The following is a 24492-nucleotide window of genomic DNA, read 5'->3' on the forward strand; positions in this document are numbered from 1 at the left end:
GAAGGAACGTGGCTTCCTCGAAGATATGACAACCGAACCTGTCTGTGATGGTGTCAGCGTCACTCGTGAACCAACCACCGACGGGTTCGACTTTTTTGCGCTGACCGCCTGAGGTCGGCGGACTCCGCCCCGGCGCGACCGCGCCCGGTGGACGAAACCGACCCCTTCGGTCAGACTCGCCGTTCGGCGAGGCTTCGAAACTGCTAACCGACTACCAGACGGCTAACGCCACAACGAACCAGATGCGACTTCCGGAATCACAGGTCGCGGTGTTGAACGCCGCGAGCGCTACAGACGAACGGACGATAGAACAGTTGGCGGAGGCGACAGACCTGAAACCAGAGACGGTGACGGGTGCTGCCTTCGACCTGCGCGACGACGGCCTCGTGTCGGTCACAGAGACCGTCGAGGAAGACGTCGAACTAACCGACGAAGGTGTCGAGTACGCCGAAGACGGCCTCCCCGAGGTCCGACTCTACCGCGCCGCACTCGACGTTGGCGACGGCGACTCGGTCCCGATGGGACAGGTCATCGGCGCCTCCTCGCTCGGCGGCCCACAGGTCGACATCGCGCTGTCGAACTTCGCGCGAAAGGGCTACGGGCACATCGACTCGGGCGAACTCGCGCCCGACGCGGACGCCGACCCCGACGCAGACGAAGAAGCGGCCGCACTCGCGGCCCTCGTCGCAGGCGACGACGTCGACGACGACGTCCTCGACCAACTCGAATCACGCAACCTCGTGGTTCGCCGCGAGCGAACCATTCGGACCATCACCCTCACCGACGAGGGCGTCACGGCCCTGATGGAGGGTGTCGAGGCGGCCGAGACGGTGGACCGTCTCACTCCCGAGATGCTCACCTCCGGCGAGTGGGAAGACGTCGAGTTCACCGAGTACAACGTCGAAGCCGACGCACCCGAGGTCCGCGGCGGCAAGAAACACATCCTTCGACAGACCGCAGACCGCGTAAAAGACGTGCTCGTCGGCATGGGCTTCTCCGAGATGGAAGGCCCCCACGCCGACGCGGACTTCTGGATCAACGACTGCCTGTTCATGCCGCAGGACCACCCGGCGCGCACTCACTGGGACCGATTCGCCCTCGACGTGCCGCCGATGGAAGACATCCCAGAAGACCTCATCGACCGCGTCCGCGATGCGCACCTCAACGGTGTCGGCGAAGACGGTGACGGCTACCACTCGCCGTGGAGCGAGGACTTCGCCCGCGCAATCGCGCTTCGTGGGCACACCACGTCGCTGTCGATGCGCTACCTCTCGGGCCACGAAGTCGGGGAGTTAGAGCCGCCGCAGCGGTACTTCTCCGTCGAGAAGGTCTACCGGAACGACACGCTGGACCCGACGCACCTGCTCGAATTCTACCAGATCGAAGGCTGGGTGATGGCCGAAGACCTCTCGGTGCGCGACCTGATGGGCACCTTCGAGGAGTTCTACTCACACTTCGGCATCACGGACATCCAGTTCAAACCGCACTACAACCCCTACACGGAGCCGTCGTTCGAACTGTTCGGCCGACACCCCGAGACGGGCGAACTCATCGAAATCGGCAACTCCGGGATGTTCCGCGAGGAGGTCCTTCGGCCACTCGGCGTCGAGTGCGACGTGATGGCGTGGGGGCTCGCACTGGAGCGTCTGTTGATGCTCATGTACGGCTTCGACGACATCCGCGACGTCCACGGAACGATGTGTGACCTCGACCTGCTCCGCGAAACGGAGGTGCTCCGATAATGCCCGTAGTCGACGTTCAACCAGACGAACTGCGCCGCCTGACCGGCCACGAAGAGAAGTCCGACGAAGAGTTCAAAGAAGACCTGTTCGCGCTCGGCCTCGAGTTCGAGGGCGTGACCGACGACGGAGCGTTCCAACTGGAGTTCGGCCCTGACCGTCTCGACCGTCTCTCGGTCGAAGGTGTCGCCCGGTCGCTTCGCTACCAGTACGGCGATGCTCGTGGCGTCTCCGTCCCGAAGACGAACGACCCCGACTGGACCATCGTCGTCGACGAGTCCGTTCCGGACGAGCGCCCGTACGTCACGGGGGCAGTCGTCCGCGGTGTCGACTTGGACGACGCCGCGCTGGACTCGCTCATCCAGTTGCAAGAGAAACTCCACGCGACGATGGGGCGCAAGCGCGCCAAAGGAGCCATCGGCATCCACGACCTGACGATGCTGAAAGGCGACGTGCTCTCGGAGCAATCGACGGGGAACTCCATCACGTACAAGGGAATCGCCCCCGACGGCGACACCTTCGTCGCCCTCGACTCCAACGAGGAACTTACTCCCGCGGAAGTGCTCGAACAGCACGCGACCGGCCGAAAGTACGCCGACCTCGTCTCCGAGTACGAGCGCTACCCGGCTATCTACGACGAAATCGGGCTGTTCTCGTTCCCGCCGGTCATCAACGGCCGCCGGACCGAGGTGTCGACCGACTCGCGTGACCTGTTCGTCGAACTCACCGGCACCGACCAGTGGACCATCGACCGGATGTGCAACATCATCTGCTACGCGCTGGCCGCCCGTGGGGCGACTATCGAGCAGGTCGAAGTCCAGTACGACGAGGGAACCGTCGTCAAGCCCGACTTCGAGGTCGACACGAAACACGTCAGCCACGACCGCATCGAGTCGATTCTCGGCATCGAGCTGGAGATGGACGAAGTCATCAACCTCTTCGAGCGCTCCGGCCTCGGTGTCGAAGCGGAACTCGGTGAGGAGACGATTTACGAAGTCTCCGTTCCGCCGTACCGCGTGGACGTCCTGCACCCTCTCGACCTCGTCGACGACGTGGGTCGCGCCTACGGATTCAACGAACTCGAACCGCGCTACCCCGACGTGGGAACGGTCGGCCAGCGACACGAGCGCTCTCGGGTCGCAGACGCCGCCCGGAACAGTCTCGTCGGCCTCGGGTTCGAGGACATGCTCAACTTCCACATGATTTCGGAGGAAGAGAACTACGAGCGGATGGGCATCGAACCTGGAACGGACGTTCTGGGTGGCGGCGAACCCGCCTCCATCACCGAACCGTACAGCGAGGACTACACCATGCTCCGGACGTGGGTACTCCCGTCGCTGTCGATGGTGCTGGAGAACAACACCCACCGCGCGTACCCGCAGGACCTCGCCGAAATCGGCCACGTGGCCCATCGCGACGACGACGAGAACACTCGCGTCGCCGAAGCACGACACGTCGCTGCCGTCCTCGCACGCCACGACGTGAGCTACGAGGACGCGAAGGCCCGTCTCGCGACGCTCTGCCGCGACTTCGACGTCGAACTGGAGACGCCGGCGACCGAGCACCCGTCGTTCATCCCCGGTCGAACTGCCGCCGTCGTCATCGACGGTGAAGAAGTCGGTATCGTCGGTGAACTCCACCCGAAGGTCATCGTCGAACACGACCTCGAACTGCCGGTCGCGGCGTTCGAATTCGACCTGTCTGCGCTACAGTAGCGCGTCAGGTTTCTGTTTTCTTCTCGAATGTGCCGACGGGTTCCGTGAGGTTATCTACTCCCGAGTCCTCCGGAGTCCCGATGAAAATCCTCGTAACCGGCGCAACCGGGCAACAGGGCGGCGCCGTCATCGACCACCTTCTCGCTGACGAATCGGGTCAGTACGAGGTGTACGGACTCACTCGCGACCTGTCGAGTGCCGCTGCTCGGTCGCTCGTCGAACGCGGCGTCCACGTCGTCGAAGGTGATTTGCGCGACCGAGACCGGATGGTGACGCTCCTCGAAGGCGTCGACGGCGTCTTCTGCGTGACGACGTTCTTCGAAGACGGCCCAGAGATTGAGACCGAACAAGGCGTGACCGTTGCTGACGCCGCGGCCGAGGTTGGCGTCTCTCACTTCGTCTACGCGTCTGTCTCCGCTGCGGACCGCGCCCCACTCGCGCACTTCCAGTCGAAGTTCGCTGTCGAAGAACACATCCGCGGGCTCGACCTTCCAGCGACGATTATCCGCCCGCCGTACTTCATGCAGAACTTCGAGTGGCTTCGAGGTGACATCGAGGCCGGAACGCTCCAGTTACCGCTGTCACCAGACAGCGTCCTCCACATGGTCTCGCCGACGATATCGGCCAGACGGTCGCGGCCGCATTCGCCGACCCCGACCGATTCGTCGGCGAGACCATCGACCTCGTGGGCGACGCACTGACACCCACCGAAATCGCTGCCACGTTCGCCGACGTGCTGGATATCGCGGTCGAGTTCGTCTCGGTCCCACTCGACGAGTACCGCGAGCAGCGCGGCGACGAAATCGCCGACATGTACGCGTGGTTCGACGACGGCGCGTACGACGCGACCCGTCCGGACCTCTCTCGATTTGGCATCTCGCTCCGAACGCTCGCACAGCACCTCGCCGACAACGACACGTGGCGGCCCGCACCTGCCCCGGTTAGATAACTACGGGTAATTTAAGATTCCTCGTCATTCCTTTTGTGCATTTGGTTTGAGAACGATAGAAACCTTTAGGATGTAACTCATCGCCAGTTCTTGTATGAACGATTATGAACTAACCCGCGAGACGCTGGCAGTCACCCACGGCGAGCGCGGACAGGCCCCCGCACCCGGTATCGAAGACGTCGTCATCCCGCTTCACCTGTCGTCGACGTATTCGGTTCCCGACGTGGACCCCGATGCGGACCTCGAACTGCTGGACCCGGACGCGGGTGAGTTTCTCTATTCGCGCTTGTCGAACCCCACGCGTAACGCGTTAGAGCATCGGTTAGCAGCGCTCGAAGGGGCCGAACACGCCCTCGCGTTCGTCTCCGGGACGGCGGCGATTGCGGCGACGATGACGGCGGTGATTCGCCCCGGCGACCACATCGTCGCGTTCGAAGACCTCTACGGCGGGACCAAGACGATGCTCAACCGCCTCTTCGGCGAACGACTCGGCGTCGACGTGACGTTCGTGGACGCGACGGACCCCGAAAACGTCGAATCCGCGATGCGTGACGAGACGCGCCTCATCTGGATGGAGACGCCGACGAATCCGCTCATGCACCTGTGTGACATCGAGGCCATCGCGGCAATCGCCGACGAGTGGGACGCCGTCTTCGGCGTGGACAACACGTTCCTCAGTCCGTACTTCCAGAACCCGCTGTCACTCGGCGCCGACGTGGTCGTCCACAGCACCACGAAGTACCTCAACGGCCACTCCGACTCGATTGGGGGCGCCGTCGTCACCAACCGTGACGATATCATGGACGAACTCGCGTTCCTCCAGCGCGTCGGCATGGGGTCGATGCTCTCGCCGTTCGACTCGTACATGACCCTTCGCGGTATCAAGACCCTCCCGCTTCGGATGCGCCAACACGAAGAGAACGCGATGGAGATTGCGCGGTTCCTCGAATCTCACGAGGCCGTCACGCGCGTCCTGTATCCGGGCCTCGAATCTCACCCACAACACGAACTCGCCGCACGCCAACAGTCTGGATTCGGTGGGGTGCTCTCGTTCGAGCTCGACACCGACCTCGACGGCACGGCCGAGTTCCTCGGTCGCCTCCGTGAGTTCCCACTCGCAGTCAGTCTCGGTGGCGTCGAGAGTCTCATCGAGCATCCGGCGACGATGACGCACTCGCCGCTCGCACAGACCGAACGCGACGCACTCGGTATCTCGGACTCGTTGCTCCGGATGTCTGTCGGTGTCGAGCACGTCGACGACCTCCTCGCAGACCTCGACGCGGCGCTGGCCTCGGTCTGAAGTCGCGTCGGTATTCCTTCCACGGCCCCAACCCGTTTGTCTGGGCCGCTAACCGAGTTGTTTAACAGTCTACCCAGTGGTAGATACGCCAAACCAATGCCGAGCGGAGAATACGACCCGGAAACCGTCGAGGCGAACTGGCAAGAGAGGTGGGTCGACGAAGACCTGTACGCGTACCCAGCGGGTGCTGTAGACCCCGACACCGTCTTCTCCATCGACTCGCCGCCGCCGACTGTCTCCGGGAGTCTTCACTGGGGCCACGTCTACGGCTTTACTCTCCAAGACTTCGTCGCCCGGTTCAACCGGATGCGTGGCGAGGAGGTTTACTTCCCGTTCGGATACGACGACAACGGAATCGCGTCCGAACTGCTGACCGAAGAGGAACTCGGCATCAAGCACCAGGACTACGAGCGACGCGAGTTCCAGAAACTCTGCCGCGAGGTCACCTCGAAGTACGAAGCGGAGTTCACCGAGAAGATGCAGAACCTCGGTATCTCTATCGACTGGGACCAGACGTACCAGACGATTTCGCCCGAGGTCCAGCGCATCTCGCAGCTCTCGTTCGTCGACCTCTACGAGAAGGACCGCCAGTACCGCCAGCGCGCGCCAGCCATCTGGTGTCCCGAGTGTGAGACCGCGATTTCGCAAGTCGAAACTGAAGACGACGAACAGCATTCGCACTTCCACGACATCGAGTTCGGCGTCGCCGATTCGGACGATTCGTTCGTCATCTCGACGACGCGTCCCGAACTCCTCCCTGCGTGTGTCGCCGTCTTCGTCCACCCCGACGACGACGACAACCAGCACCTCGTCGGTCAAGAGGCGGAGGTTCCGCTGTTCGGTCAGCGCGTGCCCATCCTCGAAGACGAGCGTGTCGACTTAGAGACCGGAACGGGCCTCGTCATGTGCTGTACCTTCGGTGACCAGACGGACATCGAGTGGTACCAGGCACACGACCTGCCCCTCCGCGTCGCCATCGACGAGTCCGGCACGATGACCGAGGTTGCCGACGAGTACGCCGGTCTGTCCTCTGACGAGGCCCGCGAGGCAATCGTCTCGGACCTCGACGACGTCGATGCACTCCTCGACAAGCGCGCCATCACGCACACGGTCAACGTCCACGAACGCTGTGGCACGAGCGTCGAGTTCCTCGTCAAAGACCAGTGGTACATCAAACTGCTCGACAAGCGCGAGGAGTACCTCGAAGCAGGTGAACAGATGGACTGGTTCCCGGACAAGATGTTTACGCGGTACAAGAACTGGATCGAAGGACTCCAGTGGGACTGGGCCATCTCGCGCCAGCGCTCGTCCGGAATTCCGTTCCCGGTCTGGTACTGCGGCGACTGTGAACACGTCGTCGTCGCCGAGCGCGAAGACCTGCCGGTCGACCCGCTTTCGGACGACCCGCCGGTCGATTCGTGTCCCGAGTGTGGTCACGACGAGTTCGTCGCCGAAGACGACGTCTTCGACACCTGGGCGACGTCGTCGCTCACGCCACTCATCAACGCTGGATGGGACTGGGACCCCGAGACCGAGTCGTTCGAGATGGACAAGCCCGAACTCTACCCGTTCGACATGCGCCCGCAGGGCCACGACATCATCTCGTTCTGGCTGTTCCACACGGTCGTCAAGTGCTACGAGCACACCGGCGAGGTTCCGTTCGACAGCGTGATGATCAACGGGATGGTCCTCGACGAGAACCGCGAGAAGATGTCGAAGTCCGTCGGCAACGTCGTCTCCCCCGACCAGGTTCTGGAGAAGTTCCCCGTCGACGCCGCCCGCTACTGGGCCGCCGGAAGCGCCGTCGGCGACGACCTCCCATATCAGGAGAAGGGCCTCGTCGCGGGCGAGAAACTGATGCGCAAACTCTGGAACGCGTCGAAACTCGTCGAGAGCCTCACCGAAGACGCCCCCGAGGAGTTCGACCACGACGACCTCAAGACGCTCGACCGCTGGCTGCTGGCCTCGCTCGACCGCGAAATCGAGTACGTCACGGAGAAGTTCGAGAACCGCGAGTTCTCGAAGGCCCGCGATAGCCTCCGGAGTTTCTTCTGGCACACGTTCTGTGACGACTACCTCGAAATCGCCAAACAGCGACTCCGCGAGGGCGACGACCCGTCGGCGGCGTACACGCTTCAGACTGCCCACCAGCAGTTCCTCATCATGTTCGCGCCCATCCTCGCTCACGTCACCGAGGAGCTCTGGCGCGACATGTACTCCGAAGAGAGCGTCCACGAACAGTCGTGGCCCGAACCGCTCGGCCTCGACGCCGACTTCGAGGCAGGCGAGACTGCCATGGCCGTCGTCGGTGCCCTCCGGAAGTACAAGAGCGACGCCCAACTCTCGATGAACGCGTCTGTCGAGGATGTCGAAGTCTACGGCAACATCGACGGCTTCGAGGAGGACATCAGCGGCGTGATGCACGTCGAGTCGCTCTCGTCGACCGACGACGAACCGCCAATCGAGTCGGTCATCTCGGGTATCGACCTCGACTACTCCATCGTCGGCCCCGAGTTCGGCAGCAAGGTTCCTGACATCGAGGCGGCACTCGCACAGGACGACTACGAACTCGTCGGCGACGAACTCCACGTCGCGGGCGTCGAACTCGGCCCCGACGCGTTCGAGGTCAACGAAGAGCGCACCTACTCCGGCGAGGGCGAATTCGTCGAGACCGAGGGCGCGCTCATCATCATCAAGAACTGAGCGAGAGACGGCGACCGCTCGGTCGCAGAAAACTCTCTTTTACCGGTCTACACCGACGGCGTCTTCGATACTGTCGAAGCCGTCGCGTTCGAGGCGGTCGAGGAGGCCGCGGTTGATGTCGCGAGCGATGGACGGGCCTTCGTATATCATGCCCGTGTAGAGTTGGACCATCGACGCGCCCGCGCGAATCTTCTGGTAGGCTCCTTCGGCGTCGGAGACGCCACCCACGCCGATGATGGGCACGTCGCTTCGGTCGGCGATGAAACGAATCATCTCGGTGGCCGAGTTCTCGATGGGCTTTCCGGAGAGGCCGCCGCGTTCGGCCTGATTGGCGTTCTGGAGCGAGTCGGGTCGGGAGGTGGTCGTGTTGCTCGCGATGATGCCGTCGAGGGAGAGGTCGTCGACGACTTCGAGTGCGTCTTCGACGGCGGGGTCCGGAAGGTCGGGGGAGAGTTTCACGAGGAGCGGGTCGGCACCTGCGTCCACGAGCGTTCCGAGAATCGCTTCGAGGGAGTCGCGGTTCTGGAGGTCGCGGAAGCCCTCGCTGTTGGGACACGAGACGTTGACGACGAAGTAGTCCGCACCGTCGGCGACGCGTTCGTAGGTGTACAGGTAGTCTTCGGGGGCGTCCTCGGTGTCTGTCACCTCGGAGAGGGCGAGATTGACGCCGAGCGGAACGTCCGGACGTGGACCAGTCGAGAGTCGTTCGCCGACTGCGTCCGCACCCTCGTTGTTGAGGCCCATCCGGTTGATGAGCGCCTCGTCTTCGGGGAGGCGGAACATGCGTGGCCGGGAGTTCCCAGACTGTGGTTTCGCAGTGACGCCGCCGACTTCGATGTGCCCGAATCCGAGCGCTGCGAGGACGGTCGGAATCTCGGCGTTCTTGTCGAATCCGGCGGCGACGCCGACGGGATTGGGGAAGTCGAGTCCGAAGGCAGTCGTCGAAAGCCGTGGGTCGTCCACGCGGTACTGGTGTTCGAGGAACGATTCGACTGGCGTATCGCGGACCGACTGGAGCAGTCCGTGAATCGTCCGATGTGCAGTCTCTGGTGGGAGCGAAAAGAGGACTGGTTTGGCGAGTTGATAGGGGTTCATTGCTGAATTGTGTGCGGTCCGCTGGAGGCGGTTCTGTTTCGAGACGTCACGGCACACCCGTGTTCAGAAGTCGTGTTCGACCTGGTCTGGGTCTGCTTTCTGGATGATGATTTTCCCGTCTCGAACGCGGACGAATACCTCGTCGCCGATCTCCATGCCGGCAACTGCGAGTTCGTCTTCGTGGAGGTTGACGTGGACGTTGTGATACTCGCCATTCTCGTCTTTGGCGCCACTCGGGCTGAGCTTCTTTTTCCGGACCATCTGGGGGTCTATCCGTTGGTTCGCCGCAGGGAATACATAAGTGTTGTCTCCGTCATTCCTCGCCACGCCGATTTTCCTCCCATTTCGAGTGTTTTTGCGACAAATTCGTCTGCGTGTTGACGACTCTCCAGCGTCACCATCCGCCGAGAGTATATAAGTAGATGCCCGTCGTCGGTCGAAAATGGGCGATATATTTATGATGTGCCATGTGGTTCATTGGCATAGAGGTGGAAAATCATGGTACGCGAGGACGGTAAACGGAATTTCGTGCTCCGAGAGGAGGACGGTACAGAGACGAGTGTTTTCTCCGGGAGCATGCCACGGCAGGCAGCGCTCAAGGCAGCACGACGACTCGACCCAGCAGGGTCCGAAGAGGAAGCACAAGACGGCGCAGTCGAGATTCGACTCCGTGAGAAGGGAACCGACAAGGTTCACATCTTCGACGCGTGGGCGTGGGAGAGTAGCGCTCCTGAGGACAAGCCCGGCTGGATGGAAGGGAGCATCACCAAAGGAAACGTCTCTAAGAAGGGCATCGAGCACCTCGAAGAGTAGTCCGACAACGGTCACTTTCTTATCGCACGCGGGTACGCACGCACGAGCGATGCGTCTGTAGTTCGAGTAGCGAGTAGGCGAACGTCGAGCCGGTTTCTGATGCTCGGAACCACACAGACCCCCAGCGAGTCGATACGCCTTTGACTACGGCACCGTCAGTTTCGCTTGCGCGACCAACACCCGGTCAGACCGTACGTACAACGCGGGGGATGAACGGCCGGCCTCCAGTCGCGCGACATCAACACTCACGAGAGACATTCATGTTTCTCTGAATTCATCACGATTTTATGAGGCTTCTCGACATGAAACCGCATGACGAAGCGCCTTTGGTTCGACGGCCTTTTATGTAACCGTGCCATTCGAAGTAATGTGAAGAAGCGCACGGGGGCACTCCCCCCGAAGGCTTCGTCCGAACGCCCACCGACCCAAGGTCGTTTGGCGCTCCACGGGATGACACACCTTCCCGGGGTGCCGACGATACGACGGCCTTAAGTGGTCCAAGGCATTTCGGAAGAATGCGAACGACACAACGCGATTTCGGGGCGTTTCAACGCGTCCCGATTCACGGGTTGGGTCGAGCGAGGTTCGACGGGTTTATACCCTCGAACCACCTCGATTCAAATCCGAAGGAAATGAGGATTCCGCCCCTGCGGTACGCCGCAAGACGGTATCTGATGTTAGCCCTAGTAGTTCGGTGATATCCGAACGGATATCAGCGAACTCGGACCTTTGAACGGTGATTTGACAGCATTACGCTGCCATTCACCCGCCAACACCCCGCGACCAGGTTTAAATGGTCGCGACCCATTCCGGTTGATCCTGCCGGAGGTCATTGCTATTGGGGTCCGATTTAGCCATGCTAGTTGTACGAGCTTATACTCGTTGCGAAAAGCTCAGTAACACGTGGACAAACTACCCTACGGAGAACGATAACCTCGGGAAACTGAGGCTAATAGTTCATAGGGGAGTCGCGCTGGAAATGCCGACTCTCCCAAACGCTCCGGCGCCGTAGGATGTGTCTGCGGCCGATTAGGTAGACGGTGGGGTAACGGCCCACCGTGCCGATAATCGGTACGGGTTGTGAGAGCAAGAGCCCGGAGACGGAATCTGAGACAAGATTCCGGGCCCTACGGGGCGCAGCAGGCGCGAAACCTTTACACTGTACGCAAGTGCGATAAGGGGACCCCAAGTGCGAGGGCATATAGTCCTCGCTTTTCCCGACTGTAAGGCGGTCGGGGAATAAGGGCTGGGCAAGACCGGTGCCAGCCGCCGCGGTAATACCGGCAGCCCAAGTGATGACCGATATTATTGGGCCTAAAGCGTCCGTAGCCGGCCACGAAGGTCCATCGGGAAATCCGCCAGCTTAACTGGCGGGCGTCCGGTGGAAACCACGTGGCTTGGGACCGGAAGGCTCGAGGGGTACGTCCGGGGTAGGAGTGAAATCCCGTAATCCTGGACGGACCACCGATGGCGAAAGCACCTCGAGAAGACGGATCCGACGGTGAGGGACGAAAGCTAGGGTCTCGAACCGGATTAGATACCCGGGTAGTCCTAGCTGTAAACGATGCTCGCTAGGTGTGGCACAGGCTACGAGCCTGTGCTGTGCCGTAGGGAAGCCGAGAAGCGAGCCGCCTGGGAAGTACGTCCGCAAGGATGAAACTTAAAGGAATTGGCGGGGGAGCACTACAACCGGAGGAGCCTGCGGTTTAATTGGACTCAACGCCGGACATCTCACCAGCTCCGACTATAGTAATGACGGTCAGGTTGATGACCTTGCCACGATGCTATAGAGAGGAGGTGCATGGCCGCCGTCAGCTCGTACCGTGAGGCGTCCTGTTAAGTCAGGCAACGAGCGAGACCCGCACTTCTAATTGCCAGCAGCAGTTTCGACTGGCTGGGTACATTAGAAGGACTGCCGCTGCTAAAGCGGAGGAAGGAACGGGCAACGGTAGGTCAGTATGCCCCGAATGAGCTGGGCTACACGCGGGCTACAATGGTCGAGACAATGGGTTGCTATCTCGAAAGAGAACGCTAATCTCCTAAACTCGATCGTAGTTCGGATTGAGGGCTGAAACTCGCCCTCATGAAGCTGGATTCGGTAGTAATCGCATTTCATAAGAGTGCGGTGAATACGTCCCTGCTCCTTGCACACACCGCCCGTCAAAGCACCCGAGTGAGGTCCGGATGAGGCTGTCACACGACAGTCGAATCTGGGCTTCGCAAGGGGGCTTAAGTCGTAACAAGGTAGCCGTAGGGGAATCTGCGGCTGGATCACCTCCTAACGAACGAGACCACCCCGACGGGGTGGCTCACTTTCGATCTCCCGAGTTCGCCGACGTCCGTTCGGACACCTTAGAACTACTAGGGCTGACACGGGCCCATAGCTCAGTGGTAGAGTGCCTCCTTTGCAAGGAGGATGCCCAGGGTTCGAATCCCTGTGGGTCCATGGTAAGCAATGTTCAACCCTCGTTGAATCGTGCCCCTTAAGTGTGGGACGACGATACGAAGGAATGAGCATTGACGACTGATGCACCAACCCGCGCAAGCGTGGTTGGGAAGGGTCGAATACGCGCCAGAAGACTACTGGGCGTATGATGAAACCGTGTGTACGTGCAATCCAGGCGTCCACTGGACCCGTTCTCCGGGTCACAGTGACTATATCAACTGGCTACTGTGCCAGCTGGTGGATAGCTCGGCTCGAGAGCCGATGACGGACGTGCCAAGCTGCGAAAAGCTTCAGGGACCCGCATGGAGGGTAAGAACTGAAGATCTCCGAATGGGAATCCCCACGCAATTGCCTTGCGCAATGGGGAACGCTCCGAATTGAAACATCTTAGTAGGAGCAGGAAAAGAAAGCAATCCGCGATATCGTGAGTAACGGCGAGTGAAAGCGACACAGTCCAAACCGAAGCCTTCGGGCAATGTGGTGTACGGACTACCCGTAACGGACCTGGATCTTATGTGAAGTCTCCTGGAACGGAGCGTGATACAGGGTGAAAACCCCGTAACATAAGAGAAAGGTCCCGGGGTTGTTCCAGAATAGCGGGGGTTGGATATCCCTCGTGAATTACGCAGGCATCAACTGCGAAGACTAAACACTCCTCGAGACCGATAGCGAACAAGTAGCGTGAGCGAACGCTGAAAAGCACCCCGAAAAGGGCGGTGCAATAGGGCTTGAAATCAGTTGGCGATAGAGCGATGTAGCATACAAGGTCGTCTGACGAATGAACCGAGAGCGATCTCATAGTAAGACTCAGACGAAGCCGATGTTACGTCGTACGTTTTGAAAAACGAACCATGGAGTGCATCTGACTGGCGAGTCTAAGGGGTGAACCCCCGGAGGCATAGGGAAACCGATACGGCCGCAGTCTTTGACCAGGGCCACCGTCTTCAAGGGCGGGGAGCCAACCGGATGCGACCCGAAACCAAGTGATCTACGCCGGAGCAGGGTGAAGCGTGGCGAAAGCTGCGTGGAGGCCCGTTAGAGTTGGTGTCCTACAATACCCTCTCGTGACTCTGGTGTAGGGGTGAAAGGCCCATCGAACTTGGCAACAGCTGGTTCCAACCGAAACATGTCGAAGCATGACCTCTGATGAGATAGTCTGTGAGGTAGAGCGACCGATTGGGAATCCGGACTCCGAGAGGAGTTCGCTTCCCTGTCAAACTCCGAACTTACAGACGTCGTAGACTCAGGGAGTCCGGTGTGCGGGGTAAGCTTGTGCACCGTGAGGGAGACAACCCAGAGCTAGGTTAAGGACCCAAAGTGTGGATTAAGTGCGATTGAAGATTGTCTCGAGCCCTAAACAGCCGGGAGGTGAGCTTAGAAGCAGCTACCCTCTAAGAATAGCGTAACAGCTTACCGGCCGAGGTTCGAGGCGTCGAAAATGATCGGGGCTCAAATCCACCTCCGAGACCTGGCGGCGTACTCATAGTACGATTCCGTAGGTTGGCATACTGTTTGGGTGGAAGCACGGGGGAGACTTCGTGTGGACCGAGCAGCAAAGAAAATCATGGTCTCAGTAGCAGCGAGAGTCGGGTGTGAACCCCGACGGCCTTACGCGCAAGGGTTCCTCGGCACTGCTAATCAGCCGAGGGTTAGTCGATCCTAAGTCTAACCGTAACTCGAATTAGATGAAAGGGAAACTGGTTAATATTCCAGTACTATCTTGCACTAAAAGTCGACGCTTTAGGAAACACCGAGCGGGGCCTTCGCCCCGTCGAATCACCGAACTTCGTGGAAGCCGTAATGGCACGAAGCGAAAGAATGGTGAGATAGGGAAACTCGGCGGTACCTAGAGCCCGTGAAAAGACGAGCAAGATAATCGTACCGAGATCCGACACAGGTGCGCTGGCAGAGCAAGCCAAGGCCTGTCGGGATCAACCGACGTTAGGGAATTCGGCAAGTTAGTCCCGTAAGTTCGCGATAAGGGATACCTGCTCTTGATCGAGCAGGTCGCAGTGACTCGGACGCTCCGACTGTCTAGTAACAACATAGGTGACCGCAAATCCGCAAGGACTCGTACGGTCACTGAATCCTGCCCAGTGCGGGTATCTGAACACCCATTACAATGGGACGAAGGACCCGTCAACGGCGGGGGTAACTATGACCCTCTTAAGGTAGCGTAGTACCTTGCCGCTTCAGTAGCGGCTTGCATGAATGGATCAACGAGAGCGTCACTGTCCCAACGTTGGGCCCGGTGAACAGCACGTTCCAGTGCGGAGTCTGGAGACCCCCAAGGGGAAGCGAAGACCCTATAGAGCTTTACTGCAGGCTGTCGCTGAGACGTGGTCGCTAATGTGCAGCATAGGTAGGAGCCGTTACACAGGTACCCGCGCCAGCGGGCCACCGAGGCATCATTGAAATACTACCCGTTAGTGACTGCGACTCTCACTCCTGGCGGAGGACACCGGTAGCCGGGCAGTTTGACTGGGGCGGTACGCGCTCGAAAAGATATCGAGCGCGCCCAAAGATTTCCTCACGCGAGTCGGAAACTCGTGGAAGAGCGCAAGAGCAAACGGAAGTCTGACAGTGACATTCCCAACGAGTGTCGCTGACGCGAAAGCGTGGTCTAGCGAACCTACGAGGTTCATTCATGGGACCCGTAGATGACAGAAAAGCTACCTTAGGGATAACAGAGTCGTCACCGGCAAGAGCACATATCGACCCGGTGGCTTGCTACCTCGATGTCGGTTCCCTCCATCCTGCCCGTGCAGAAGCGGGCAAGGGTGAGGTTGTTCGCCTATTAAAGGAGGTCGTGAGCTGGGTTTAGACCGTCGTGAGACAGGTCGGCTGCTATCTATTGGGGGTGTTTAGGAACATGACGTGAACGTTCGTATAGTACGAGAGGAACTACGAATGGGTGCCACTGGTGTACCGGTTGTCCGAGAGGGCAGTTGCCGGGCAGCTACGCACCGCAGGGTAAGAGCTGAAAGCATCTAAGCTCGAAACCTACACGGAAAAGAAGTTCCACTGAGGTCACTCGTAGAAGACGAGTTCGATAGACTCGGGGTGTACGCAACGAGGCAACGAGTTGTTCAGCCCGCGAGCACTAACAGACCAAGCCACATTCATACGCACTGAGACCCGAGAACGGGTCCAGGCGCAAACTGGATTGCACGTACAAAAATCAGCATCGACGCCACCGATATTGGTATGGCGATGGTTCGATTCCATCGATCGGAATTAAGGCGGCCAGAGCGGTGAGGTTCCACCCGTACCCATCCCGAACACGGAAGTTAAGCTCACCTGCGTTCTGGTCAGTACTGGAGTGAGCGATCCTCTGGGAAATCCAGTTCGCCGCCCCTACTCATACTCAGAAAGCCCACCGGAGATTCCTCCGGTGGGCTTTCTTCATTTATGGCGAGCGGGATTCGTACCCGCTCGCAGATTTCATCCGAGAGCGGCAGCGCTGTCGAGTCGCGGGAGCATCGGGCTCGGAGTCACGAGAGCATCCAGCTCATTGAATCGCGAGTGTACCCGGCTCGCTGGAGAGCGTCGCTTCGCGTCTCCCCACGCAAAACTACTGATGATGTTCGAGACTGTACGCTCTGGACGATTCGCGAGCACACCCCGAAACGGGGGTCCAACACACCCTAACAGCCCTCACACCGTCAGGCTTAAGCACAAGACGGCGATACGATAAACTGCGCCAAGGTGGCAGAGTTCGGCCCAACGCATCCGCCTGCAGAGCGGAACCCCCGCCGGTTCAAATCCGGCCCTTGGCTTTCTCCTTCACTTCAACACCTCACCAGCGGTGCGTCTCGCTTGCAACCACAGTGACGACGTTCTACTCGCAGGTGAATCTCCCGAGATAATCAGTCCGGACACACCGTGCGAGTCCAAGAGACAGACCCGCCGAAAACACGTGTTCAGTCGAGTTGTACTTCGATATCGACATTCGCTGCTCCGTCACCCAACTCCTTGGCGAGTTCGAGGGCGTCGAGTGCGGTTTCCCGTGCTCGAACCCCGGCTTCGACAGACGAAAAGCACTCTACAGCACGCTCGAATGCGGCCAGAGCATCGGCGGGTCGTCCCACGGTGCGTAGCACGTCGCCGAGGTGGCGGAGCCACCGCCCTTCGAGGATTTTCGTCGGTGCGAGTTCGACGGCCGTTTCGAGGTAATCGAGTCCGTCGTCTACTGCTCCGTCTGCGACTAGCACGAGTCCGTACGCACCGTTCGCGTGGGCTTGTGACTCCGAGTCGAGTGTCTCGGCCTCGTTGAGTACGTCTTCAGCAATCGACCGGGCATCGTCGAGGTTTCCGCGATCGAGATGTGCACGCGCACTAAGCGCTCGGGCTTCGACACGTTTCGACTCCATTTGGTCGAAGACGTCTACTGCGGTGGCAGCGTAGTCGGCCGCGTCTGCTGAGGCACCTAGTTCGAGGAGCACTGCACTGAGGCCGAGATTGGCACCTCCGTAAATCTCCGTGAGCTTTTCGTCGTCGAGGGAGTTGAGGAGGTCCTCGTAGCGCTCGCGGGCATCGTCGAGTGCACCCCGTTCGTATTCGATTCGAGCGAGGTTGTTCGACGAGAGTGCGGTCCCCATCTCGTCGCCGATGTCGAGACGAATCTCGAGTGCCAATCGGAGATACCGCTCTGCGTCTTCGAGCGATCCGTCTTCGAGCTCGATATGGCTGAGAAGATCGAGGCTCAACGCTTCTCCCCACCGATACTGAATTCCTCGGCGAATTCGGAGACTCGTTTGGCCGTACTCTCTCGCCACGTCGTACTCTCCAAGCGTCCGTTCGACGTGCCCGAGGTTTGCGAGGGTGCTCGCAACTTTCGTCGCATCGCCGACTTCTCGTCGGAGTTCGAGTGCCTGCTCGTAATACTCCTTTGCAGGCTCGGGGTTGTCCGTATGGGCCTCGATAGCACCGAGTGCGTTCAACACGTCACTCCGCCCGACGTCGTCGTCTATCTGTTCGAAGCGGTCGAGTGCTGCTTCTGCATTCTCACGTGCGCGCTCGAACTCGCCGTGGTAGCGAGCAACTTCGGAGACGCCCGCAAAGCCATCCGCACGCGCCCGCGTGAGTGCTTCGTCGCCGAAGTCGTCACCGGCGATGTCGGTGAGTGCTTCGAACTCACGTTTTGCCCGGTCGAGTTCGCCACCGTTGACGAACATCCGAGCGCGCCACCGACGGACGTCGAGTCGGAGGTCCGAATTACACATATCAGGGACGTCGACCGCAGAGTACTCCGTCTCGGCGAACAGTGCCGAGAGCGTCGGGTTGTTGATGCCGAGTTGGAAGACGTTCTTGACGAGGCGGTCACCCCACGAGGCGGGGTCGTCGTCTATCGTTCGGACGATATCTGCTGCCCCACCGAACACCGACTGGACTTGTCGGCGGGCCTCCTCGTCGTCAGCGAGCGAGAAGAGTGCGCCCAGACAGCGTTCGAACCGGCGTCTCGCTCGGCGTTCGGATTCGACATCGAGGAGTCGCTGGAGGAATCTCGTCGACCACGTCTCGTGGACGGTCCGAACACGGTCGGCGTCGGCGTCGCCGAGTGTGGAGTAGAGGACCGAGCGTTCGAGTTCGTCGAGTGCTGCTTCGACGACCGACTCGTCTCGTCTGTTCGACGACAACGCGTACGCGAGTGGGACGTCAACGTCGATACCGGAGGCGTTCAGGAGATTGACGAGGACACCGACGTCGACGCCGAGGTCCTCGTCGACGGCCCGAAGGTCCTCGTAGACGCCGTCGATGTCGTCGAGCAGCGTCGTCGGTGCCGAATTGTTGTACGCTGTCGGTTCGACGTATCGCGCGAGTCGGTGGAAGAAGAGGTACATCTCCCCGGGGGCGAGTTCGTCACCGTCACCCGGATGCAGTTCGTCGACGTCGATATCGATTTCGCGGTCGACCGCCCTCTCGAAGTGATCGACGATTCGTTCGCGCTCGCGAGCATCGACCGGCGGGACCGATACGACGTCGATTGCCTGCGTTCGGTGCGATTCGAGGCGTGCGGAACCGCGGAGATGGCCGTCTCGCCACTCGTTTTCTCGGCTGTCGAGGAGGAACGTCACTTGGTCGTCGTCGGTGAACTCGCGGACGAGTTCGAAGATGGCGTTCGCTTCGTTCCGTGTCGCATCCTCCACGACGACGAGTGTGTGCCCCGGCGCCTCGGCGAGGTACGCCCCGAGGTGTGCACTCGAGGTAAACGGTTCTCGTTGCCCGCTCTTCCGGTAGACGACTGGTCCCCGTTTTTGTTCGTACCACCGTGTCGCGACTGACATACACACCGTACTCTTTCCGGCACCAGGCGGCCCGACGACCACCTGGTCGCCGGCGTCACAGAGGCGTTCGAACAGGTCGTCGGTGACGTTCTCGCGGCCATCTGGTGTCGGGCGCTCACGGTCGAGCGCGTAGCCCTTGCGAACCTCAGCGAGGTCGAACCCTGCGCGCCAGCACGCCAGCGGTGCAGAGACACCGACTCGGTCGAAGTAGTCCGGTGAAAGTCTGACGAGCCCTTGTGACTGGAGCGCCGTCGGGAGGTCGTCCCCACGGACCGACGTCTCTCCTGTCGTCTCAGTGGCTGGTGCGCTGGTGGACGACTCGGTCGATGCGGCGGTGGTCGTCTGCTCCGTTTCGCTCGCGTCGGTTGCTTCGCTCGCGAGAGCGGGTTCACCCGAAGAATTGGGTTCGTCTGCAGAGCCCGTTTCCTTCAGTTCCTCTTCGTCGATGGTGGTGTGCCCACCGAGGTCGAATTCCGTCGCGTCCTTCCAGAGTGACTGTGTATGCTGACGCGCCCACGCAATACCCGACTCAGACGTGTTCTGGACGACACACTGGATGTGTCCGCTGTCGTCGTAATTGACGATCGTCAGGTTGGGGCCGTCATCTCCGACGGTGTACGAGAACGAAAACGGCGAGACGTCGCCGATACGAACCGTACAGTCGGGAGAGTCGTGGATGGTTTCGAGAAAGACAGGAAACTCTCTCCAGATGGCCGTGACGACCGATTCGGAGGTGATGAGTCGACACGAGTGGCCATTGGCTATCCACTGCGTCAGTCGTTCGACGAGTGTGCGACTTGGGACTCGTGCGAAGACGAACGTTCCGTGACTCGTCGTCGCGAGTCGTTCGCCGAGGAGGTCGACGGGGCGGTGCGGAGAGGTTCCCGTCGTGAACTGGACGTCGGCGCCGACGAGTGCGTCGACGGGAAGCGGGTAGTCACCCGGCTCTTCGACCAGAACCGGGTCGAGTTCGAGAACGTCGCCGAAGTCTTCACGGAGCGAGTCGAAGAGGGTGAGAAGATATCGGCCCTTCAGCGAGAGGGTAAACCCACCGTCGCGCCCGACGACGAGTCCGGACGTCTTGAGATCTCGGACTGCCCGGTCGACGGTCGACCGAGAGTAGGTGAGCTGATCGGCCAGTTCGCGCTTGTCGAGTGTGTTCCCGTCTAGAGTCCGGAGGAAGTCGGACCGGTCGAGGACGAGCTCGAGGTGGTCAGTCACGTGGTCGCTGTTGGGTTCCATCGTTCGTCTCTACTCGGTCGTGCACTGCAGTGCCGACCGATGTGTGTTCGTGTAGGATATTGCACGCAGGTATCAAAACCCTTGGTTGTCCGCCAACTCCCCTCAGTATTCGGGGTGACGTACCCGGTCACCCACTTGCGAGGTGCGGGGACACACTCCGAAGAAAAGTAATCGTTATACGCCGTGTGGCCCATGCCGAAACCATGCAACGACGCGCCGCGATCATCTCCGTCGTGTTCTTCCTGGTCATCGGTGCCGGTGCATACTCGCTCATCGCGACTGCATCGACGCCGTCGATCAGTTTCGAGAACCCCGAGTACTCGCTGGCACAGGGAGACGAGTTCTCCGTCCCCGACAGTGACCAGACGTTTACAGTGTCGTCGATCACCGAGGAAGAGGAATCCGGCGGGCACGGTGGCGGCACCACCCTCGTCCGTTCCGGTGAACTCACCTACGTGAACGAATCAGCCCGCTTCACCGAGACGTGGGACAACGCGAGCACCGTCACGCTCGACGGCATGGACTACCGTGTCGAAATCGCCAACGTCTCCGACCCGTCCGAAGTGACGCTCGTCGAACTTCGCAACGATACGGCCATCCTGCAAGCCGACCCGAGCGCAGACAACGAGACGGTCACCCGCGATGGTGAGCGCTACGTCGTCGTCGACGGCGAGACGCTCGTTCCCGCCGAGGAGTACTTCCCGGCCAACGAGACGCGCACCTTCGCTGAGGGCGACTCCATCACGTACAACAACGAATCCGCCACCGTCGCCGCAGTCGAGACGTCGGGCGCGACCCTCGAATGGTTCGCCGCCGAAGAGCGGACGATCGGTGTCGACAACGAGGCCAACGTCACCGTCGGCGGCCAGCAGTACCTCGCGTACTTCCCGGACGGCAGCACGATGGTCCTGACGCAGAACTACGAGAGCTACGACCAACAAGTCCACAGCATCGAAGAGTTCCACCTGCTCGAAAACGGCCTGTGGGGTATCACGATCGTCTCCTTCACGACGATTGTACTCCTCATCGGCATGGCGTTCATGCCGTCGCGGTACTGAACTCCACCACTCACCGTTTTTTACGCGCACCTGCCACGCCGAGCGACGCGACTCCCGCGCCGATACCAATCGTGAGGACCGACCCGAGAATCTGAAGCGGAGCACCAGCGGTCCCGATGGCGGTGTAGCGCCAGGGCATTATCACGAGTGTTCCTGCGCCGTAGAGGGCGACGAACACACCGACTGCGACGACAATCCACGACGTCCATCGGGCGGCCGTTTCTCGTCTCATCATATCTGATACGTCTCTCTGTGAGAACAAAAACTGGGTGGCGATCTGACCCGTCGAACAGACGGTTCGGACCTCGCCGCGCTGGCGACAAACAGTCGTCAACGGAGTTGTTGTTCGAGATGAAATGAAGGGGTTCTGTCCTCGATGAGGCGAGTTAATTCAGAGGAGGTCAGGGCGATTCAGGAGGGCTCCGACCAACCGACGCCGGCGGTCTGGAGACCCGTTGACCCGACTTACCGCCGGAGGAAGTCGAACAGCGAGTAGTCGTGGTCGGGTTTGTAGGTGCGGAAGACGAGACTGTTCGCGAGCACCGAGACGGAGGAGAACGCCATGGCGCCGGCAGCGAAGACCGGTTGGAGGAGGCCCAGCGACGCCAGCGGAATCATCGCGGTGTTGTAGCCGAGTGCCCAGAAGAGGTTCTGCTTAATCTTCGAGAGCGTCCCCTCGGAGATGCGGATGGCCTTCACCACGTCCTGTGGGTCGTCGCGCATGAGCGTCACGTCGGCGGCCTCGATGGCGACGTCGGTTCCCGACCCGAGGGCGGTTCCGACGAACGCCGCGGCGAGGGCGGGGGCGTCGTTGACGCCGTCACCGACCATCATCACCTTCGTCCCGTCGGACTGGAGGGATTCGACAGCGTCGGCTTTGTCCTCGGGGAGGACGCCAGCGCTGACGTTGCTGGGGTCGATTCCGACCTGTGCGGCGACGGCGCGGGCGGTTCGCTCGTTGTCGCCGGTAATCATGTGGACCTCGGTGCCGCGTTCGCGGAGGGCGCTGACTGCCGCTCGTGCGGTGTCTTTCACTTCGTCCGCGTCGGCGACGATACCCGCGAGTTCGCCATCGACGGCGACGAGCATGGCAGTCTTGCCGTCGTCTTCGAGGGCACGGAGTGCGTCTTCGGCCGGTGACGGGTCGATGCCGTCGTCCGAGAGGAGTTTTCGGTTGCCGACGAGGACGGTCTGGCCGTCGACAGTCGCACGGATGCCGTGGCCGGGGACGTTCTCGAAGGCTTCGGGGTCCGAGAGGTCGATGCCGCGTTCTTCAGCACCGGTGACGATGGCGCGCGCGAGAGGGTGTTCGCTGTTGCGTTCGGCGGAGGCGGCGTACCGGAGGACGGCCGTCTCGTCGAGTGCTTCGTCGTCGGCAGTGACGACACCCGACCCGTCGGCCGCAGGACCGAGTGCGACCACGTCGGTCAGCGTCATCTCACCTTTCGTGAGCGTCCCGGTCTTGTCGAAGACGACTGTCTCGACGTCTTTGACGCGTTCGAGGATGTCACCACCCTTGAACAGGACGCCGTTCTGTGCGCCGATCGTCGTTCCGACCATCGTTGCGGCCGGCGTCGCGAGGCCGAGTGCACACGGACAGGCGATGAGGACCGCCGACGCGAAGACGACGACGGCGAACTCGAACGTGGAGACGCTTCCGCCTGCGATGGCGGGGCCACCAGCGACGAGTCCCCAGAGTGGGAGCGACTGGATGAATCCGGCCAACGCCTCGGGGAAGAGGAACCAGACGGACCCCCAAACGAGGGCGTTGACGATGACTGCCGGGACGAAGTACGCCGAGATGCGGTCGGCGAGGTTCTGAATCTCGGGTTGACGGCCCTGTGCTTCCTTGACGAGCGAAACGATTTGCTGAATCGCAGTCTCGGAGCCGACTTTGGTCGCTTCGACCACGAGGACGCCGTTTTGGTTCACCGTCGACCCGACGACTTCGTCGCCGGGTTCCTTCGAGACGGGGACCGACTCGCCGGTGACCATCGACTCGTCGACGGCGGAGTCTCCGTCGACGACGACACCGTCTGTGGGTATCTTCTCACCCGGTCGGACCTTCATTCGGTCGCCGACCTCTACCTCATCGAGCGGCACTTCGCGTTCGCTCCCGTCGTCCGAGAGGAGCGTCGCGGTGTCTGCTTCGAGTTCGAGGAGTGACCGAAGTGCCTCGGAGGCCTGTCCCTTCGAGCGTGCTTCGAGGTAGTTACCGAGCGTGATGAACACCAAGATGAGCGCGGCAGTGTCGAAGTAGAGGCTCCCCGCGAGGAGGCCGAGAAGGACGGCGACGGAGTAGAGATACGCCGTCGACGACCCCATGGCGATGAGCACGTCCATGTTGGCCGTGCGGTTCCGGACGATTGCCTTGTAGGAGTTCGCGTAGAACTCGCGGCCGAGGACGACCTGAACCGGCGTCGCGAGCGCGAACGCAAGCCACCCCATCGGGATTTCGGTCCCCGGAATCGTCGCAGGCAGGCCGCCAGCAGTGAACAGTTCGACTGCGAGCATCACCAAGAGGGGGACCGAGAGTGCCGCACCAAAGAGGGTCAGTCGTTTCTGTCGGCGAATCTCTTCGTTTCGGGCGACGTCACGGGCGTCTTCGCGCTCGCTTCCGGCGTCGCCGTCGCTGCCGTCGTCACCGTCATTCTCGCGGATGGGGGTGTACCCGGCGTCTTCGACGGCCTGATACAGGTCGTCGAGCGTCACGTCCGCCGGATTGTACGTCACGACTGCTTCGTCGGTGGCGAAGTTGACCTCCGCGTCGACGACGCCCGGGAGTGACTCCAACGACCGCCGGTTCGCGTCCGCGCAGTTCGCACAACTCATTCCGGAGATACCAATCGAGCGCGTCTCCGAGATGGCGTCGTACCCGGCCTGTGAGATGGCGTCGTACACCTCCGCGAGCGATACCTCCTCGGGGTCGTACTCGACGGTCCCCTCGTCGGTGGCGAAGTTAACCGTCGCCTCCGATACCCCGTCGAGGGCTTCGAGTGCATCCCCTACGGTACGCGAGCAGTTCGCGCAACTCATGCCGCGGATGTCCAGATGTGCCGTTCGGCTACTCATTGTGCATACGTACGTACCCCATTCTTACCTGAGTTGTGCCTTACAGACTGGGAGAAACCAGGGATGCTAACTT

At 60.8% G+C, this 24492-nt stretch carries 13 protein-coding genes, 2 tRNA genes and 3 rRNA genes; 13 read left to right on the forward strand and 5 right to left on the reverse strand.

What is annotated here, in order from left to right:
• The first annotated feature begins 242 nt into the window (after window positions 1-242).
• The 6 genes from pheS (at window position 243) to GJR98_RS03825 (ending at window position 8406) form a co-directional block, all read left to right on the forward strand.
• Window positions 243-1742, forward strand: coding sequence for a phenylalanine--tRNA ligase subunit alpha (gene pheS / locus GJR98_RS03805; RefSeq protein ID WP_151135629.1), 1500 nt, complete (start codon window positions 243-245; stop codon window positions 1740-1742).
• The gene (pheT, locus tag GJR98_RS03810; protein WP_151135631.1) at window positions 1742-3454 is read left to right on the forward strand and encodes a phenylalanine--tRNA ligase subunit beta; all 1713 of its coding nucleotides are present in this window, start codon (window positions 1742-1744) and stop codon (window positions 3452-3454) included. Before pheS ends, pheT begins: the two co-directional genes overlap by 1 nt.
• Before the next feature lie 80 nt (window positions 3455-3534).
• A complete protein-coding gene (locus GJR98_RS03815; RefSeq protein WP_225316358.1) occupies window positions 3535-4155 on the forward strand; it encodes an NmrA/HSCARG family protein in 621 nt (206 codons plus the stop codon).
• On the forward strand, window positions 4074-4403 hold the full coding sequence (locus GJR98_RS17610) for an NmrA family NAD(P)-binding protein (protein ID WP_225316411.1): 330 nt from the start codon (window positions 4074-4076) through the stop codon (window positions 4401-4403). Before GJR98_RS03815 ends, GJR98_RS17610 begins: the two co-directional genes overlap by 82 nt.
• Before the next feature lie 94 nt (window positions 4404-4497).
• Entirely contained in the window at window positions 4498-5703 is a 1206-nt protein-coding gene (locus tag GJR98_RS03820) for a trans-sulfuration enzyme family protein (RefSeq protein WP_151135633.1), read from the forward strand.
• A 96-nt stretch (window positions 5704-5799) separates the two neighbouring features.
• Window positions 5800-8406: a valine--tRNA ligase gene (locus GJR98_RS03825; protein ID WP_151135635.1), complete on the forward strand. Its 2607-nt coding sequence runs from the start codon at window positions 5800-5802 to the stop codon at window positions 8404-8406.
• Between the two features lie 39 nt (window positions 8407-8445).
• Here GJR98_RS03825 and GJR98_RS03830 read toward each other — a convergent pair whose 3' ends face one another.
• Together GJR98_RS03830 and GJR98_RS03835 are read right to left on the reverse strand one after the other, a co-directional pair.
• Window positions 8446-9501, reverse strand: a complete 1056-nt coding sequence (locus GJR98_RS03830) for a quinone-dependent dihydroorotate dehydrogenase (RefSeq protein WP_151135637.1) — start codon at window positions 9499-9501, stop codon at window positions 8446-8448.
• 63 nt (window positions 9502-9564) lie between these two features.
• Entirely contained in the window at window positions 9565-9762 is a 198-nt protein-coding gene (locus tag GJR98_RS03835; RefSeq protein ID WP_004044784.1) for a hypothetical protein, read from the reverse strand.
• A 237-nt stretch (window positions 9763-9999) separates the two neighbouring features.
• On the opposite strand from GJR98_RS03835, the gene GJR98_RS03840 reads away from it, so the two are divergent.
• The 6 genes from GJR98_RS03840 to GJR98_RS03865 all read left to right on the forward strand — a co-directional run bounded on the left by GJR98_RS03840 (window position 10000) and on the right by GJR98_RS03865 (window position 16539).
• The gene (locus tag GJR98_RS03840) at window positions 10000-10314 is read left to right on the forward strand and encodes a non-histone chromosomal MC1 family protein (protein ID WP_151135639.1); all 315 of its coding nucleotides are present in this window, start codon (window positions 10000-10002) and stop codon (window positions 10312-10314) included.
• Between the two features lie 806 nt (window positions 10315-11120).
• Window positions 11121-12594: ribosomal RNA gene (locus GJR98_RS03845) — 16S ribosomal RNA — on the forward strand.
• Between the two features lie 94 nt (window positions 12595-12688).
• Window positions 12689-12760: transfer RNA gene (locus GJR98_RS03850), tRNA-Ala, on the forward strand.
• Between the two features lie 213 nt (window positions 12761-12973).
• Window positions 12974-15885: ribosomal RNA gene (locus GJR98_RS03855) — 23S ribosomal RNA — on the forward strand.
• Window positions 15886-15998: 113 nt separating this feature from the next.
• A 5S ribosomal RNA gene (rrf, locus tag GJR98_RS03860) occupies window positions 15999-16120 on the forward strand.
• The 16S, 23S and 5S rRNA genes sit together here with 2 tRNA genes alongside, the layout of an rRNA operon.
• Window positions 16121-16462: 342 nt before the next feature.
• Window positions 16463-16539 (forward strand) — tRNA-Cys (locus GJR98_RS03865).
• Between the two features lie 144 nt (window positions 16540-16683).
• Here the strand turns inward: GJR98_RS03865 and GJR98_RS03870 are convergent.
• Window positions 16684-20289: a tetratricopeptide repeat protein gene (locus GJR98_RS03870; RefSeq protein WP_151135641.1), complete on the reverse strand. Its 3606-nt coding sequence runs from the start codon at window positions 20287-20289 to the stop codon at window positions 16684-16686.
• A gap of 203 nt (window positions 20290-20492) precedes the next feature.
• Between GJR98_RS03870 and GJR98_RS03875 the strand changes: the two genes are divergently transcribed.
• Window positions 20493-21347, forward strand: a complete 855-nt coding sequence (locus tag GJR98_RS03875; protein WP_151135643.1) for a hypothetical protein — start codon at window positions 20493-20495, stop codon at window positions 21345-21347.
• 10 nt (window positions 21348-21357) lie between these two features.
• On the opposite strand, the gene GJR98_RS03880 is transcribed toward GJR98_RS03875, so the two are convergent.
• Together GJR98_RS03880 and GJR98_RS03885 are read right to left on the reverse strand one after the other, a co-directional pair.
• A complete protein-coding gene (locus tag GJR98_RS03880) occupies window positions 21358-21582 on the reverse strand; it encodes a hypothetical protein (protein ID WP_151135645.1) in 225 nt (74 codons plus the stop codon).
• A gap of 230 nt (window positions 21583-21812) precedes the next feature.
• Complete coding sequence (locus GJR98_RS03885) at window positions 21813-24419, reverse strand: heavy metal translocating P-type ATPase (RefSeq protein ID WP_151135647.1); 2607 nt, start codon at window positions 24417-24419, stop codon at window positions 21813-21815.
• Between the last annotated feature and the right edge of the window lie 73 nt (window positions 24420-24492).

The sequence above is a fragment of the Haloferax marinisediminis genome (genome assembly GCF_009674585.1).
Taxonomy (GTDB): Archaea; Halobacteriota; Halobacteria; order Halobacteriales; family Haloferacaceae; genus Haloferax; species Haloferax marinisediminis.

What these genes read in the sequence shown, in the direction of transcription:
- GJR98_RS03880 (WP_151135645.1), bottom strand. Translation starts at nt 21,582, where the DNA reads ATGATGAGACGAGAAACGGCCGCCCGATGGACGTCGTGGATTGTCGTC.
- pheT (WP_151135631.1), top strand. Translation starts at nt 1,742, where the DNA reads ATGCCCGTAGTCGACGTTCAACCAGACGAACTGCGCCGCCTGACCGGC.
- GJR98_RS03825 (WP_151135635.1), top strand. Translation starts at nt 5,800, where the DNA reads ATGCCGAGCGGAGAATACGACCCGGAAACCGTCGAGGCGAACTGGCAA.
- pheS (WP_151135629.1), top strand. Translation starts at nt 243, where the DNA reads ATGCGACTTCCGGAATCACAGGTCGCGGTGTTGAACGCCGCGAGCGCT.
- GJR98_RS03875 (WP_151135643.1), top strand. Translation starts at nt 20,493, where the DNA reads ATGCAACGACGCGCCGCGATCATCTCCGTCGTGTTCTTCCTGGTCATC.
- GJR98_RS03820 (WP_151135633.1), top strand. Translation starts at nt 4,498, where the DNA reads ATGAACGATTATGAACTAACCCGCGAGACGCTGGCAGTCACCCACGGC.
- GJR98_RS03840 (WP_151135639.1), top strand. Translation starts at nt 10,000, where the DNA reads ATGGTACGCGAGGACGGTAAACGGAATTTCGTGCTCCGAGAGGAGGAC.
- GJR98_RS03885 (WP_151135647.1), bottom strand. Translation starts at nt 24,419, where the DNA reads ATGAGTAGCCGAACGGCACATCTGGACATCCGCGGCATGAGTTGCGCG.
- GJR98_RS03835 (WP_004044784.1), bottom strand. Translation starts at nt 9,762, where the DNA reads ATGGTCCGGAAAAAGAAGCTCAGCCCGAGTGGCGCCAAAGACGAGAAT.
- GJR98_RS03830 (WP_151135637.1), bottom strand. Translation starts at nt 9,501, where the DNA reads ATGAACCCCTATCAACTCGCCAAACCAGTCCTCTTTTCGCTCCCACCA.
- GJR98_RS03870 (WP_151135641.1), bottom strand. Translation starts at nt 20,289, where the DNA reads ATGGAACCCAACAGCGACCACGTGACTGACCACCTCGAGCTCGTCCTC.
- GJR98_RS03815 (WP_225316358.1), top strand. Translation starts at nt 3,535, where the DNA reads ATGAAAATCCTCGTAACCGGCGCAACCGGGCAACAGGGCGGCGCCGTC.